The organism is Paenibacillus polysaccharolyticus, assembly GCF_023714295.1.
Lineage (GTDB): Bacteria > Bacillota > Bacilli > Paenibacillales > Paenibacillaceae > Paenibacillus > Paenibacillus polysaccharolyticus_A.
The window spans coordinates 126,113-143,369 of sequence record NZ_JAMAUN010000001.1; the positions used below are offsets into that span (position 1 = coordinate 126,113).

The following is a 17,257-nucleotide window of genomic DNA, read 5'->3' on the forward strand; positions in this document are numbered from 1 at the left end:
TATGCTTTATTGAAATATGCCATCGTTAGATTACATAACGTCGATCTTCGAGTACAGATGTCAAAGGTGAGCTATTCATAGATCAGAGATAAGGAGGTCAGAGAATGGAAACAAAAATGCTGTTTGGCGTAGGTTTGGTCTTCGATACACCTGAATACGGAACTATCGTGATGGGGGCGAACGAAGAGTTGGACGATCTTCTTCCTTCGACAATCCAAGATATGATAGGTGAGCAGGTCATGATTAAATCAGTGGATGGGGAAGAACGAGTATATAACGTTGTTTCTTCTCAGATCAATCATTCGATTGCGGGTAAAAAGAATGTTGGGATATGTTTGGGAAAAGGGATATCGCCAGATGAAATAGTGGCTGATTCAATTGTTTATTATTATTCATCAGAACCAATTGATTAATAGTGTAGCGTGGGTAAAGAATTAAGAAGGTATCGGAAGGTCGCTTGACTCCCTATGGGATGAGGAAGGCTTTCCTTTTTGTTTTGACTTTTGACATTGAAAATACTAGACGTATTCAAAGTCCTTTGGATCGTATGGACATGAGCGGAGTCTGAAATGGTGGATGTGGTCGCGTCGCACTATCGTCAGAACCTGGAGCTCAAAGAGCTGGCTGTCCTTGCGAGCTGTAGCGTAAGACAGTTGCAGTGCCGTTTCAAACAAGAAAAGCGGCTCGGACCGATGGAGTGCGTCATTCAGCTGCGGATGGAAAGTGCTTCACGCATGCTGCGTCATACGGATGCTTCGATCGGTTAGATTGCGGACAAGCTGGGCTATCGAGATATGTATTATTTCAGTAGAGCATTTAAAAAGTAGCTGGCGTTCCACCGTTGCATTATCGGCATGCCGCCGCTTCGAGAATGGATGCAGACTATGCCAATGCTTTGCTGCAAAATCGCACAGCTTCATCCTATGAGTCAGCCCAAGGCCCGGTCATCTGTCATATGCAAGGGGAGAACACCGTCACCGAAACACCCCAGCGTATCGTTGTCCTTGATGTGCAGTATGCCGATCATTTGCTTGCGCTGGGCTTGTCTCCAGTAGGAAGTGTTGGATTAGGAAAGCAGCGTGTTATCCTTTCCTCAATCCCTCCGGGCAGGACTCCAGGACACCGAATTACTGGGTACGTATGAATACCCCGATCTGCCTGGGGTGGAACGACTCGCGCCAGATCTGATTATCTGCACCGAGGTCCATGAGCAGTATCTTGAACGATTAAGTGGGATCGCTTCAGTGCTCATGTTCAAACGTAATGAAAACTGGCAGACGATTCTAAGTCTGTTCGGTGAACTGACAGGCAAACGAGCGGAAGCCAAGCAGATTATTGCAGACTATCTTCGAAGAACGGCTTGCTGTCCGAAAAACTGGCTTCGGTATTGGCAGGTAAAAGTGTGCACTGATCCGTCCGCTGGATTCTCTCGTTCGCGTTCATTCCGGGCTCATCGCACAGGTGCGGTGCTGTACCGTGATCTGGGTCTGCCCGTTCCGCTGTTTGTGGCAGATACCTCTGATACGGCCTATCACATCTCGGTTGAGAGATTACCAGCAGTGCAGGAGAGTCACTACTTTTTGCTGAGTAATGAACTTATGCAGGATGGGATATCGGCCACAGAGCAGTGTGTTTTAGGAGTGCTTGGTGGGGGCGAGCAACAGCAGGTACATTCGGTGGATGCCGCGACATGGATTGGCTGTTATGGGCCGATGGGGATTAATGGGATTGTGAATCAGGTTGAGCAGGCGTTGTTGGGGTGAGGGGGAGCAAGGCTGGTCTCAGTTCGCTTATCAAAAGTTGGTAATTTGAAGGGGAAATTATATGGTATTTTATTTTTGTTGCTGATTAGATAAGAAACTCTTGTTTATAAGCGTATCTTTTTAACCGTTAAATAACTGGATGAAAATATTTAAGGGATGAGATAATAAAAAGTTGGTATAATTATATACTTTTGAGAAGTTATATTAAGCATGTATGTTACTTTGAGCATATTTAAATGTATTTTAGGAGTGCAATTCAAAACATTAGGTGATATGCTTGAATGAAGAGTAATAAAATCTGTTTATCTCCATTAATAACATATTCATAAACTAAAATTTAACAGCTAAGAGGTTATATATGGCATTGTCAATTTTTTCGTTTTTCTCAGGATCTGGTTTGTTGGATTTGGGTTTTGAGCAAAATGATTTAAATTATAATATAGTTCTTGTTAATGAATTCAATAAAGTTTTCCTTGATGCATATGCATCTGTAAGAAGTGAACATAATAAGAATGATCCAATTTATGGATATCACTGCTGTGATATCAATGATTTTCTCAACACTAACTTAAGAATTGAGCTACAAGAATATCTGCAGGAACAAAAGGAGTTAAATAATATTGTTGGTTTTATTGGTGGACCACCTTGCCCAGATTTTTCAGTGGGAGGAAAGAACAAAGGCCGAGAGGGGCTAAATGGTGTTTTAGCTCGAAGTTATATTGATTTAATTATATCTCAATTACCCGACTTTTTTTTGTTTGAAAATGTGAGGGGATTAGTTAGAACTGCAAAACATAGATTATATTTTAACGAACTTAAGGAATCATTAACTGAAGCTGGATACATTATTTCAACGAAGGTAATAAATTCATTGAGCTATGGTGTTCCACAAGACAGGGATAGAGTAATAATGGTAGGAATACTGAATAATGCAGATAACCCCAATGTTCCCGTGACAGATGATGGGGAACTGGAGTTTCCATGGTATCGATATTCTTTATACGATGCTGATTTTGTTAAAAGTTTAAATTGGCCGACGGAGCAAATTTATCGTGAAAAAAGTCGTAGAAAGTTTAAATATGCAGTACCTGAACAATTAACGGTACAACACTGGTTTGAGCGGAATAATGTAAGAAGGCATCCCAATGCAAAAGATGTTTTTAATGTCAAGGAAGGAAGAGGCAAAATGTTAGAAATAAAGGAAGGAGACACAAGTGGAAAGTCTTTTAAAAGACTCCATAGATGGAAATACTCTCCGACTGCAGCGTATGGGAATAATGAAGTTCACTTGCATCCGTATGAAACAAGGAGATTAAGTGTTTCAGAAGTTATGGCAATTCAATCATTGCCTCCATCGTTTGTGTTACCTAAGAACATGCCTAAAACACACAAGTTTAAAACAGTCGGTAATGGTGTTCCCTACCTAATGTCTCTGGCAATCGCAAAATCCATTCAGGATTTAATCCATGATATTTTTTATAGAGGAGAATGAAAAATATGGATGAAAAGAAAATAGTAATTGATCCAAGAATAATTCAACATCTAGGTAAAGACTTAATTACATCTTCTGATGTGGCTATAACCGAATTAATAAAAAACTCAATGGATGCAAGGTCTGAAAAAGTAAGCTTACATTTATTTGAAAGTTTATCAGAAGCATTTCTTGCTGAACAGCTACTTACAGACATACCTAGGGAGATGAAAGAGTTTATACCTGCGGAGTTTTCAAATTCATCATTATTAATTATTGAAGATATAGGATGTGGAATGTCTACGTTTCAATTAGAAGAGGGATTTCTTAGAATCGGTACCGATATAAAATCTAATAAAGGAGGAGGTGAAATAGTTTTAGGAGAAAAAGGAATAGGAAGACTAGCAGCTCAACGTTTAGGAGATGCTTTAATCGTGGAGACATCTTCATCGAGTGAGGATTTCTCTTCGTTTACATATATAAACTGGACAGAAATAATTAAAGGCATAAATAATGTTCCTTATTTCCAATTACCATACGTGAAAAGAAGTTATACACGATTATGGATTTTCAATGTGAATTTAGAAGATATTCTTAATTATCCTGAGCAAATAAGTTTTGATCAAGAAAATAATATTACTTTAAATAGTGATCTACAAGCAGCTATTAATTTTCTGGTTTCTCCATTTATAAATGATCCCAAAAAAACATTGATTAACGTAAACTTTAATGATTTACCCATAAATATTGATTTTCCTCATGAGATGCTTACATTGTCAGAAAGCACCCATTATTTTAAAATTAATGAGGATGATTCTGAAATAAAATTAAAGTATGGATTGAAATTACAGCCGTGGTACATTGAACGTATTCATCGTGCTATTGTTAAAGCTGAGGGATTCGCGAAATTAAAAAAACCACATTCCTTTTACAAAGAGTTGCTGGAATTAAATCAACAAAGAATTGAACAAACTTTAGAGAGTACCTTAGAGGAAGAAGAATTATGTAAAATCATTATTAAATTTCTCTCTTCTATGTATCCAAAATCAAGTAACTCTAAAGATTTATATCAGGAAGTATTTGAAAAAAAATCGAAAAGCATAATTGAGAACTTGTTAAAGATTGCACCTATTAGTGGTGAAATATTTAGCTTTAAGCAAAATTCGGCCATTGGCAAAGATATAATTATTTCTTCTGTAAAAGAACAAGTGGGAAATAGCAGTGAATTAGATATTCATAAGTTGAAGTTCTTTCTTGAAAATTATAATGGTATTAAGTTATATAGGGATATTTATAGGGTTGGATTTCTTGGAAATAAAGAAAGTGATTGGATAAAATTGCAACAATATAGAACTAAAGGTCAGCAATGGTTTAGATTTGATTTGGGTAATACTGTAGGTTATGTATCTTTGAATGATCCGCATCAAAAGCAAATTCTTGAAATTAGTTCTCGACTAGACATAAGTCAGAGCAGGGTTTCAGAGTCATTTAAAACTATCATTAATATTATTTTCAATGAATTATTTTATGATTTAAATCAGAAAGCTAACGCTATTATAAAAAATATTCTAGAAGAAAATGATCTATTAGGCGATTCATTAGTAAAGCGAGTGAAAAAAAATAAAAATACAGTTCAGCAAATGATAAAAAGAAATAAAGCAATGCTGAATAATATTAAATCTGTCACACAGGTTCTTCAAAAACAGGTAATTTTAAACGATACTTCTGCAAGCATGGATAAAGAAGCTTATGAAACTATTTCTAAAGTAATTCAGCAAGTAAATGATCATTTTCAAGAAGACCAAAAAACACATACTGAAGCAGCTGAATTATTAGCAGAGGCGGATAGGCAGTTAAAAATTATAGAGGTTGAGTCCTATAATAATTACAAATTAATGGCTAATGGACTAATTACTGAGACAATAACACATGAGCTTCATTCACTAGGGACAACAAATATAAGTGAAAAGATAGACAAGCATTTTGAAGCATTGAAAACTCACTTCTCTGAGACAATGCAAGTTAAGTTATATAACAATCATGTTCATCCAATTAAAAATAACTATAATGTTGTTTCTAAGAAAATTCATCAAGTGGGAGAGATGTATTCTTTCTTAGAAAAAACATTCATAAAAAAGGGTACTTATGATGAATTTGTTCAACAATCTATTCAAGAAATTGTAGATCAAGTGCATATGAATTTGTTGAAGACGTCAAATATTGAACTAAATTGTAGTAGTAATGATCTTGTTTGGACTGTACCTAAAGGAGTGCTGATTCATGTATTCTATAATCTCTTCAATAACTCAAAGTACTGGATAGATGTCAGAAGGAAGAAGGCAGAAAAAGATTCGGAATATGACTCTGGGAAGTATGATCAAATAGTTGTCAATGCAGTTAGTGATGATAGTATTGTTGTATGGGATACAGGAATGGGAATTAATAATAATATGCAGGATATTTTATTTGAACCACTTCAATCAGGTAAACCTTACAACGAAGGGCGAGGAATGGGATTATATATAGTGAAAAAGTTGATGAATTCGTTTGGTGGAGATATAATTTTGCTTCCGGATCTTAACAAGTTTAGAAATCGATATAAATTTTTACTTACAATTGAAAAGTCGGAGGAATTATAATGGAAAGTTCTGTACATTACAATTTATTTTTTTCCAATATAGATTGTTCTTTACTTATATTTTTTGAAGATGAATTTTCACTTATGTCTTTAGATGAGATTGATAAATCAAAGCTTTTATATGGGTTGTCAAGGATGGATTTAGATAGTAGATGTAAATTTTTTAATGAAATCAGAAAAGACGATCCAGACTTTGTCATTTCAACTTTGAATTTTTTTGAGGTTTTCGAACAGGCGTTTCCTCTGATTCAGAGTTGGGATGATGAAGTTATCAGAGATGATATGATGTCTGCACTCGGTATTATTAACGTAAAGAATAATAAGCTTTATAAAGAGCTACTTGATCTCTATCATCACATTCAAATGCCCAATCTAGAGGGTTTAACAAATAATCTTTTAAGATTTGGATTATGTATTAATGTTTCCCCAACATATCAAAAGATTTTTGAGGAATATGTGTACTTTGAGAATAGATGGAAACCTGTCAGAATCTTTTCGAATTTTGAAGCTGAAATAAGTAGAATCTTTATTTTTGAATTAAAGGAATTTTTCAAGGGAAATGAATCAGCGTGTGTGTGCTGCATTGTAGATAATGATCTTTCTGGTGAAAGAAGAGCTAATGCTATTATTAGTGAAATTTCCCATTTCAATAAAGAATTTCGTTATAATATCATTGGAGCTGTATCTACTTCATATGAAAGAACTGAAAGAATCGATGAATCCATATTTTTAGAATACGTTGAAAAATTAAGAGTATCCGACTTACTACAAGTTGCTTTATTGAAAAGTTCGTATAATTTTGCCATCAGTAAGTTGAAAAATGAAATGGTTAGCGGACTGAATAATGCTTTTTCAAAAGCTACTGTAAATAGAAATATTGCATTTTATTTATCACAAATGGCAGTGAATGAAGGAATATCTAATTATCAAATAATAAATACATGGATTAATACAATGTGTAATTTTGAATTATCCAAAAGTCAGATACTTCCGAGTATTATACAAGTAACCAATTTAATAAATACAATAGATTTTGAACCATATGATAACAATAGTCAAGAAATGGACCCTATTAATACATTTGAAGCCTTTGATCATAATGTAAATACATACTATCAACCTGTTGCAGCGGGAGATATATTTGTAGATGATAAAGGTAATTATTTTATAGTAGTTGGTCAAGATTGTGATATGATGATGAGTTCATCAAGGAAAAGAAAAAACGCACTAGCTGAGTTAATACCCGCAAAAAAAATACCTCAAACTGAGATGTATAAAGTCAAAAATAATTTGAATTATGTAATGATAAATAATTTTAAGGACAAAGAAGATTTATCTCCATATTGTTTGCAAATAGATTATACAAAAAGAGTTTTCATTGAAAATGAGATTCTAGATCTTAGTGCATATAATACAAATGGGCAATGCCGAATTGACCTTAAAGAGACTCTAAGTCGAGATATATCCAAAATAATAATGCCTCATCTTATTGAGCATTATTCACATCTTCAAAGATACTACTCTTCCATTCAATCGCTAAATAAACATGATAGTGTTGGATTAGATACTCTATTAAATGTTTATCATGCTCCGCGATTACTTCAAGTCCATAAATATTCTGAAGTTAAAGAGCATGAATTTACTTATCCGCTTGATAGGGTTTGCAGATTGACTGAGACGTATGTACTTTATTTGTATAAATTATATCTAGAATATAGAGGTAGACAACCATTTAATTCTATAAATATGGCTCGTACTCAAACAATAGAAGTCCCTATAACAAATTCAGAATTTAATGGATACTTAAGTGTGCAAGTAGTTTTATCTGGAGATAGAAACACAAAGATATCTAAACTACCATGGGAAGTCTCCAGATATGAAATTCAACGAATGTTATCCATGTTTCAAATTAATTCATTACCAAGAGCGCAATCAGAATTCTTTTCTTTTGAGTCAGATATAACGAATATAGCATTACACAACAATAAGGTACTTAAGATAACTAAATACGGGAAACCATCTATTAAAGTTGAAATTGTAAATAGCTAATTTTTCTGTTAATTTTAATTATCTTCATCGTTGTTAGAATGCTTGATGTAAGCATAAAATAATATTGTAGAGATTGAATTGATAATTTTGTACCAAGGGTAATAAATTTTTAGGAGCTTCCCAAACAAAGGAAGCTCCTTCTTTGGTTAATTGAATAAAAAATAGTATCAAAGACTAATCAAGTTATTCGAAATATAGATAATAATAGTTTAATTCCTGATATATGTTATATGAATTAAGTTAAAGAGAGAGATTCTGTAGAATATTTTCGGAAATAAAGATTCAGGCGTAGGTAAAAAGTTCTGAAATTAGTTCTTTTAGCACGGGAATACTCTTCGCAAATGTCACAAAATAGGTTATTATGTACATAGTTTAGGTATATTTTTTCAAATATAGATGAGGAGAATGTTATGCAAAAGCTAGAGGAATTTTTATATGACTTAATTGGAGTGTTCATTCCTGGTTTTTTTATGTTGTCATCTTTATGGTTAACCACTATTTCAGTGGTGAAAATTGAAGTGTTTAACGTCTTGTACGAGTGGATGCCGTTTCGTTATGTCTTGCTCTCACGTCCCGAGTATCCAGTCATTAAAGCGGTGATGAGTCAAAAAAGCCTATTGTTTCTGATGGTAATAATCGTCTGTTATACAACAGGTATGCTATTAACATCTGTATCAGCAAGGTCCGTTAAAAAGAAGAAGCTTCGCAGTGATATGGAAATGGTATATAAAGAAAATAAGAAACTGCAATATAAAGTTGAAGCTATGTTAAGGAACGAGCAGAAGATTCAATTGCAACATAAAGATCTTAGGAACCGTTGGATCATTTTCTATCGTTGGGCCAATATAAAGAGCCAGAATAAGGAACATAAATCTAGTCTTATGATTCTTCTATCTAAGGTTATCCTAAGCCGTTCACTGTTCTATGTTTTTAAAATACTGGCGGTATATACAGCCTTCTTATTGGCTATTACAGCGTTATTACAATTTTTTTATTTACATAACAATGAATTGTTATACTATCTGTTGATGTTTGTTTACATAACATTCTGCTGCATAATGTCTAAGTTTTTTCTGAAGGGATACAGGGAAGCACGTTTAAAATTAAGCAATGAAGCAGTTCTGATTTTATCCGAGGTATAAAGGAGATTCTAAGATGAGAGAAGAAGAAAGATCTATTTTAGAGGCTGGACAAAGTATTAGAATAGGAGAACGCATTCTGAACGATGAAAATTTGCAACTAATTTTACCAAACTGGAAAGAAATTGAGACGCAAGTTGAGCAAATAAGAGCAACTGCTGTTCAAGTAATCACTGAACGTTTGGACAGTTCTAAACCTGTGGAGAGGCTTGATTTCAATAATGTTATAAGTATTCTCGGAGAGCGTGGTAGTGGAAAAAGTTCTGTTCTGTTGACAATGCGCGATAAGCTGATGAAAAAAGATGAAAAAGATATTTTTTTGGATATGATTATTCCTGAAATGTTGGAGGACACTTCTGATATCCTAGGAGTTATCTTGCTGAATCTGAAAAAATTTATTGATTCTAGAAGAAATGAGATTGATGGATTCTATCAAAAACAACGAAGAGCAAGATCTTCCTCCAATAAGGATACCTTTAATAGCTGTATCTATAAGGATAAAACAGAGCTTGATGTACTATGGGACAAGGTATTCTCATTGTATATATATCGAAAGAAAGATTACTCAAAAGTTATTGAAGAGAACTTCTCAGGAGTTACGAATTATACAGAAGAACGGAAAGAAGCACTTGTATCTGAATTGGAGCTAACTGTGAAATTGAATCTTCTTTTTGACGAGTTGATTCTTGTATTAAATGGTTCACAAACTGGAAAACATTTAATATTTATTTGTTTTGATGACGTGGATTTAAATCCCAAACGTTGCAACGAGGTACTGAATGTAGTATTGAAATATTTGAATCATTCAAATATCATTACCTTTATTTCAGGTGATATTACTAAGTTCCAGGAAGATATGATAAGTGAAATGCTCATAGAACACCAAGGTTACCAATTCATGGATCGAACATTTGTTGGAAAGAGAACGATGCTAGAATCATATCAGGAACTAGTATATGATTTTTTAAAGAAAATTATGCCATATTCTCGTAGATTCATGTTACAAAAGCTGGACTCCTTGGCGAAGATGAATTTTACAGTAAGCGATATAGGTAAACAGAGCTCAAATAGCCCTATAATGAAAGAACTCATCGGACGCTTTTTTAAATATGAAAAAGAACTTCCATATGAATATTACACTACAGAATTTGGAAAAGAAACTAAACCACAAAACATTCCATCTTTTTTCAATATATTCGATGACAAACCAAGAGGACTAATTAATTTATATAGTTACCTACATTTTAGTGAAGAGTCTATAAAAGAAAAATATAAACTAATTATGGCTTTAAAATCAACAGGTGAAAAGATAAACCACTTGGATGAAGAGTTTGAAAGACTGATTGCATTCTATCAGAAGATATTTTCAATGATTATTGAAACAAATAGCTCATTACGCAAGCATCAGGAATTTACATATAACTTGTACACTATGACAAACAGCCAGACATCCAATAGTGATCCAATAATTATTGAGATTCATCATGAACGGTTAAGAATTGAATTTATGAATAATAATTTCAATATTTCTCAAGAAGAAAAAATTCTCATTATTCACTTCCTGTACTTTGTTGAAAGTTTAGTTACTACAAATATAAGTTCCATTGATGGAAAGGAATATAGCCGCAATCTGAATTTAGCACTTGAGGTCATTGAAAGCCAAAGATTAATTCCGCATACTTATGACGCTAGAAATGTGTTTGCCTTGTATTCAGAATTGAATTATATTTTTCAGAATGATCAGTTGAACCAAATCTATGATAAACCACTTTTTACAGAGAAATATCTTGAAATTATTGAGGAGAAATTTAACGATTATGATAGCAGATTCTCTGATGACTCTCTTTGGTTGGGGAATTATTCAATTATTTCAAATAGGAAGGAAAAAAATAAGTTAGATATAAAAAACAAAATATTAGAGGATTTTAAGCAGTTTAACTTTGATGTTACGATATTAAATCGGCTTCTTTCAAGAAAGCATAATAGATATCTCGGCAGTAATTTTGATATAAATTCAAATAATGTAGATGATCTGAGTAAATTAACTTACCGATTTGTAGACTATTCATTTTATTATTATTTCATCCGAACTGTAGATTTCGATGAGAGTAACGATTTTTTTGATAAATTATATCAAACTAGAGAGCGATTTATTAGGGTGTGGCATATAGTTGATCAAATCATACAGAGTAACCATTTCAGAATATCCCCAGAAATCACCAAAAAGTATGATTCATTAAGAACCCGTGCACCAAGGTTAGATGTTGAAAATGAAATAAAGAGACTGCAATTATTTAAACTTTTTCTGAAGGACGAAATAGATTTTTTCATGAAGACTAGAAGTAGAAGTAACGAAACAGTATTGAAAAATCGTATTAAGGATAAAGATATCAGGTTAAATTTCCCGGATATTACTATTTATTATGATCGATTAAGCAAAGAACACGTAAATTACTTGTCATCTATCATTGGAGAAAATAAAGGTAACAACTTAGAAAACTATGTATCTGAAAATCGGATAAAGCAAGTAAACGACATTTATCCCGACTTCTATGAAATAGCTGACGGAACAGATGTGATAACTAAAGGGAGTTATTATTTACTTTATTATAATCCGAATCTCTTTAAAGGAACTGTAACTAGAGCAGTGAATGCATACAATAGATTTATTACAATTCATTTTTATAATCTTATGGTTGCTGTTGTCGATGAATTGATTGGTGATCTTGAATCCTCCCAAATTATACTTTTGCTACAAGATATACATGAACGGGCAATAAAGGAAGATTTCAGAGATGATTTTATACACGAGCAAGCTCTGGCAAATGCTCTTGAACAACAGCAACAAAATATTAAAGAAATAATCTGTAATGACTTCAAACAAAAGCTGGATAGTCCCAATGCTCTTAATGCGATCTATACTTATAGAAATGATTTGTTTTCTAATTTTGATAACTTGCAAGATCAATATTCAATAGATGAAATTCAAATTCAAAAGGTAAATCAATTGATAGCCAAGATTCCAGCTGAGTCACTAAAGGCAGAGTTAAGAAATCTGCAAAGAAAGCTTCTAGTGTCAGGGGGAGTAAATAGAGCTGAATTTGATGAAATAGTAAAACGAATGAAATTATATTTGGAAAATTTGGAATCAAAGACAGAAGAGAGAGACTCATATGTGGTGATTGAATTACAATCTCTTGCTAAAAATTTGAGTAGCAAGGATGAAATGTCCGAGACAAGTAAGGAGATTCACCGAGTTAGAAATGCAGCTAAGGAGAGGCTTTACAATCTAGCTCTTGAGGAAAATATATACGCCTTGGCCTATTTGTATAATCAAAAAATTAAGAATGGTGATACGATATGATTAAGCATTTTACAGGGTTAGTCTCAAAAATGGCTACTTTGCCATTTACAGAGTTTCTTTTTGCTAGAGAAGCCTTGTTTGAGGGACTTATCCAAATTGGGAAGCAGGGAGGTCGGGATAGTAAGTACAAAAAATATGAGGTTATTAAGAAAAGAATTCAGGAAGAATTAGTTGGTAAGCAACATATCAAAAGTCTTGATACTCTTAACCTGCTCTTTGAACAATACTATCCCCTTAAGAGTTTTATTGAAGCAGATTCAGAAGATTGCATTTATTTAGAACATCTAAACAAACTTACAGGTTCCTTTATCACACACCGTAATGGAAAAATTTCACTTAAATACTGGAAGAATGCCAATGATGAATTGTTGTTTGGAGCTTTTGAGGGAGTTAAAAAGATAGAAGTATGGAATACATTCTCAAGAATGTTCTGTATAGATATATTGGTAGTGTTACATTTATTAAACAATGATATGAATCATCCTTCATATCTTAACGGTTATTACTGGCTTATTAATTTAGGGGATATGCAGTTAGATAAAGTAATGGAACGCGGCTTAGCTGAGACTCATATCCATATTAGTGCTGGTATTAACTTTAATATAATCTGGCAAGAACTAATGAATATGAATCGTGAGGAGAGCCTTGTAAAGCTCGGATCTTTCTGGAATCAAGTAGATGATCCAGATCTTGAAGATTCCCTTAAGATATGTGGATTAATTCGAGTATTGCTCTTTAAATACCTCATAAGTGAAGAAAACAGAAAACTTGATGAATATTTGGATGTATGGATAGATGAAGAATTCATTTCTGATTTGGATCGTCAATCTGGTAAAGATTTAACTCATTTATTGGAGTGGTTTATCCTTCGAAAAAATAAGCCTGTAAAATATAACTACAAAAAAATACACAAATTTTTGCTGCATGACTTCTTATTTCTTGAAGGGAATAATGAAACGCAATCTGTGGAAATCATCAAAGCAATGGCAGGACTTAAGGACTTGCATACAACGGATGAAAATATATTTTTGTTGAAATCTTTGAGTTATATAAAATATCAGAATAATCTTGGTTCAAGAGACAGTTATTTTTCAAAGCTATTCTGGCAATATTTACGAATTAAAAACATGGTTTATCAAGGTGTAACGCAATCTAATTACATGGAAGGCCTTGATTACTTCAGGCATCTTTTTTCTAGAGCTACTTCTAATTCTAATATGCTTGAGCATGCGATTCGCAACCAAGTTTACAATAATAATTTGAAAAAGCTTGAAATAAGAGTAACCCCATCTTCCAAGAATAATGCCCATGATATCAAGAATGATCTTAGAAGAAACTTAAGTGTTTTTTTTCAGACCTATAAAAATATCCTAGAAGATCCTAAGGTGCATTATTCGGATTTTCCACAGATTGGAATCGTATATCATTTAATCAAAGCTCGGGACGAATCATTTTATGAGAAGTGTTGGTACAAGGATTCAGATCGTAAGCATTTACAGAACGATAATTACTTCTATGGCCGCCTTCAAAAGAAGTACATGGAGACTGTAGAGGCAATTAATGCTTTACGTGAGAAAGTCCCTGGACTTTCCAGATATATTGTGGGTTTGGATGCTGCAAGTGTGGAGAACAATACAGAGCCGTGGGTATTTGCACCCATCTATCGTCATGCGAGAGATAGTCACAACAGCAAACTGATGCTACTTGGACTTGAAGAACGAATCCAAACTCTTGGGTTCACCTATCATGTAGGTGAGGAGTTTAGGCACCTACTATCAGGATTGCGTCATATAGACGAAGTAATTGAACAATTTAACTTTCATGTCGGAGACCGAATAGGACATGGCATTGCTGTAGGACTTGATGTGAAATGTTGGTGTGAAGAAAACCCTGTTGTTGTTTTACCCCGAATAGAATATATGGAGAACCTCCTTTGGTTATGGGGTCAAGCCTTTATGGAAAAAAAGTACAATTTGGAATTGGATTTATTAGGAATTGAGCGGGAAATTATGCTGCAGGCCGAGAAGATATACCACAACATTGAAGGGATTACCCTATTCACTTTATGGAAGGCATATCAAGGTAGATTTCAGCCTTTTGAGACAGATGAAAGCTACATTTATGATATGTGTGTGACTGAGACAAACCGGACAGGAAAGTGGCGTAATGATACCGAGATGCCGGCAAATCACTTTTGTAAGCAACCTACAGGTACTCATGCAATGTGGAATGAGTCAAAGTTGATTCATGCCAATCACTGCAAATGTTATTTAGAGCGAATGTATGAGGTTATTCAGATTACAGTAGGCGACCATGAAGTAATTTTATTAGAAAATTTGCAAGCATTTGTACGTAATAAACTAAATATTAAAGGTATTGTTGTGGAGACGAATCCCACATCTAATCTTGCGATAACAGGTATTGAGAGGTTGTTCAATCATCCTATTCAAAACTTAAATGTACAAGGATTGGATCATGAAAATCAAACAGGCAAAGGACTTGTGATATCGGTTAATTCTGATGATCCAGCTGTATTCAACACAAGTATCAGTAATGAGTTGTCCTATATATTCTATTTACTTCAGGAAAAAGGGTACCCGAGAGACAATATCTTGGAATGGATCGATAAGATCCGTGAATGGGGACTGATGACCTCGTTTATTAAAGATCGTGGTATAGAAAAAGATGTATTAATCAAAGAAATAGATGATATTATTAACCATTTAAAGTAATGAGATATCTCTTTCAGTTAATGGAGCATAAACTAGCTCGCAGCGCGGACTAGTTTAGTGTGGATATTTGTAACTGTTCGATTTCGCTTAGATAAACTTAAGTTGTGCTAATATTACGTAGCAAAGTCATAACGAGCTATTCAGGAAATTCAAAATATTTATTCATTGGAGGTATCTCCTTGAGAATCTATAATATAGTTGAAGTGAAAAAACTTAAATCAGATTTTACTAAGTTACAAAAAAAGTCCCGTCATAAAGCTATAGAATTCATAAAAGAAAGATATCAAAAAGAGGGGGGGGATTTTCATAGATTATTTTTACATTCTGGCCTTATTTTTGCACTAGAACCATCTGAAATTCAATCAATTAATTCTGTTATAATTATAGAGAATGAAAAGGATACTAAAATCAAGAAAGATTTATATTTTTTAAATTATCTTCTTTTAAGAAAGAAAGCTTATGAAGAGAATATAACTCAATTGATAAATTTAACTGAAGAAGGCATTAGTATTGAATCAATTTTCAATTACTTAGAATTATTAAAATATCGTATTTACGTTCATAATGAGCCGTTGAGTGGGACTTTCCGAAGTGAAGATGAGGTTGAAGCTCACTTCGAACATATTCTTAGTTGCTCTAATGAGATAGTTGAACTAATTCGTACAAATAAGGTTTCTCCAGTTTCCTTAGATAACATTATATGTTCAGAAGAAACTCTAAGAGAACTGTTTAGACTAATTTCTCGAAAAAAGGCTACTCAAGAAAAAATTCTTTCAATACTATTGGAAATTACAGAAGTTAATATTGTCGAAAATTTTGACTATTATGATCATAAGATTGAAAAGGTATATCTAACAGAATATTACATACCATTTTGGAGAGAATTTGAGATTTACAGAGATTTGAATTGTTCACTATTTTCTCAAGAACTTTCTGATGAAGAAGAATTATTTTTGTTAAAAACTAGTGGTTCACTAAGGTTGTTTAACTCTGAAATAATCTACTTTGATTACAATAACCAAGTAGATTTTAATGTTGAAGTTGATCTCTATCAAGCATATAAATATCTAGAACCAATGTACGGAACTCAAAACAATGAGTTCGACTATAAGGGCAAAGTTTTTAAGATAAAAGATCTTCTTGAAAGCTACAAAAAATTGCTGAAAGTAAATTATACACTTTTAAAAAATGCTGATGAAGCGTCACAATGCTCAATTCTTGTCTTAGAAGAAGAAGCGATGCTTGAATTGTCCCATATCAAGCATCCAGAGTTACTACATCTATTATCAATAAATTTAGATGATTCAAGCGAACCTTCGACACTTATTAACTATAGGCCATTAATTCGAAAAGAAGAGAGCTATTACATCGTACCATCTCATATTGAGAATACTACAATAGAAAGATGTATTGATAAAATACTTTCAAATGCTAATACAGTGAATATTAGAACTGAAAAAGGAATTTTTTTTGAAAACCAGATAGAAGAATTTTTTGAAAGTATGAATCTAGAATATGCTCAGGTTTCCAGAGATGAAAAGAATGGAATACCAGAAATTGACGGATTGTTTGTTCTTGATGATTATGTATTTATCTTTGAGGCAAAAGCGATGATCAAACCAGAAAGTATCATAGAATCAAGTGATTGCTTTGAATCAAAAGTATACAAAGCTTTTACTCAAATTGTGGAGCGACTAAACGTTTTAAATGATCCCGAAAAAAGGAGACTTATAGAGGTTAAAACAAAAGTTAACTTCAGGGGAAAAAAAATCGCACCATTTATATTAATGAATCATGTTTATTTCAATGGATATCAAGGTTTATATTTCACGCAAGGTGATGAAACAAGACACGTGCCTATTATTGACTTTCTTACACTAAAAAGTTTGATAATGACGAAGGGCTTTCCAACATGGAAGTATAATAAGAAGCGTAATGTATACAAACCTCACATCAAAAAGTACCAATCTGCAGAACAACTTTATTACTACATGTTGAATCAATTAAATGAGCTAGTTTCAAGCGAAGAAACTATATATCAATTGGATGAAAATTTCATTCTTTCTCCGATTGCTAAGTCAGTTAGAATACTCTAGATCTA

11 protein-coding genes are annotated in these 17,257 nt (G+C 33.3%); all 11 read left to right on the plus strand.

The genetic code is table 11. From position 1 onward, the window contains the following. The first annotated feature begins 104 nt into the window (after positions 1-104). The 11 genes from M3629_RS00615 to M3629_RS00665 all read left to right on the plus strand — a co-directional run bounded on the left by M3629_RS00615 (position 105) and on the right by M3629_RS00665 (position 17,252). A complete protein-coding gene (locus M3629_RS00615) occupies positions 105-413 on the plus strand; it encodes a hypothetical protein (RefSeq protein WP_251502448.1) in 309 nt (102 codons plus the stop codon). A gap of 156 nt (positions 414-569) precedes the next feature. Further along, positions 570-767 (plus strand): hypothetical protein, encoded by a 198-nt coding sequence (locus M3629_RS00620; RefSeq protein ID WP_251502449.1) that lies wholly within the window; start codon positions 570-572, stop codon positions 765-767. 74 nt (positions 768-841) lie between these two features. Beyond that, positions 842-1,144 carry a hypothetical protein gene (locus tag M3629_RS00625; RefSeq protein WP_251502450.1) on the plus strand — a complete coding sequence of 101 codons (303 nt, stop codon included), beginning with the start codon at positions 842-844 and terminating at the stop codon, positions 1,142-1,144. Then, positions 1,080-1,763: a hypothetical protein gene (locus M3629_RS00630; protein ID WP_251502451.1), complete on the plus strand. Its 684-nt coding sequence runs from the start codon at positions 1,080-1,082 to the stop codon at positions 1,761-1,763. Before M3629_RS00625 ends, M3629_RS00630 begins: the two co-directional genes overlap by 65 nt. 358 nt (positions 1,764-2,121) lie before the next feature. Further along, positions 2,122-3,255 (plus strand): DNA cytosine methyltransferase, encoded by a 1,134-nt coding sequence (locus M3629_RS00635; protein ID WP_251502452.1) that lies wholly within the window; start codon positions 2,122-2,124, stop codon positions 3,253-3,255. Positions 3,256-3,260: 5 nt separating this feature from the next. Further along, the gene (locus tag M3629_RS00640; RefSeq protein WP_251502453.1) at positions 3,261-5,873 is read left to right on the plus strand and encodes an ATP-binding protein; all 2,613 of its coding nucleotides are present in this window, start codon (positions 3,261-3,263) and stop codon (positions 5,871-5,873) included. Beyond that, the gene (locus M3629_RS00645) at positions 5,873-7,921 is read left to right on the plus strand and encodes a hypothetical protein (RefSeq protein WP_251502454.1); all 2,049 of its coding nucleotides are present in this window, start codon (positions 5,873-5,875) and stop codon (positions 7,919-7,921) included. The genes M3629_RS00640 and M3629_RS00645 overlap by 1 nt, the downstream gene beginning before the upstream one ends. 410 nt (positions 7,922-8,331) lie before the next feature. Further along, the gene (locus tag M3629_RS00650) at positions 8,332-9,063 is read left to right on the plus strand and encodes a hypothetical protein (protein WP_251502455.1); all 732 of its coding nucleotides are present in this window, start codon (positions 8,332-8,334) and stop codon (positions 9,061-9,063) included. 13 nt (positions 9,064-9,076) lie between these two features. Then, positions 9,077-12,424 carry a hypothetical protein gene (locus M3629_RS00655; protein ID WP_251502456.1) on the plus strand — a complete coding sequence of 1,116 codons (3,348 nt, stop codon included), beginning with the start codon at positions 9,077-9,079 and terminating at the stop codon, positions 12,422-12,424. Continuing rightward, positions 12,421-15,156, plus strand: a complete 2,736-nt coding sequence (locus M3629_RS00660; protein ID WP_251502457.1) for a hypothetical protein — start codon at positions 12,421-12,423, stop codon at positions 15,154-15,156. Before M3629_RS00655 ends, M3629_RS00660 begins: the two co-directional genes overlap by 4 nt. Positions 15,157-15,335: 179 nt before the next feature. Then, positions 15,336-17,252, plus strand: a complete 1,917-nt coding sequence (locus tag M3629_RS00665; RefSeq protein WP_251502458.1) for a hypothetical protein — start codon at positions 15,336-15,338, stop codon at positions 17,250-17,252. Positions 17,253-17,257: the final 5 nt, after the last annotated feature.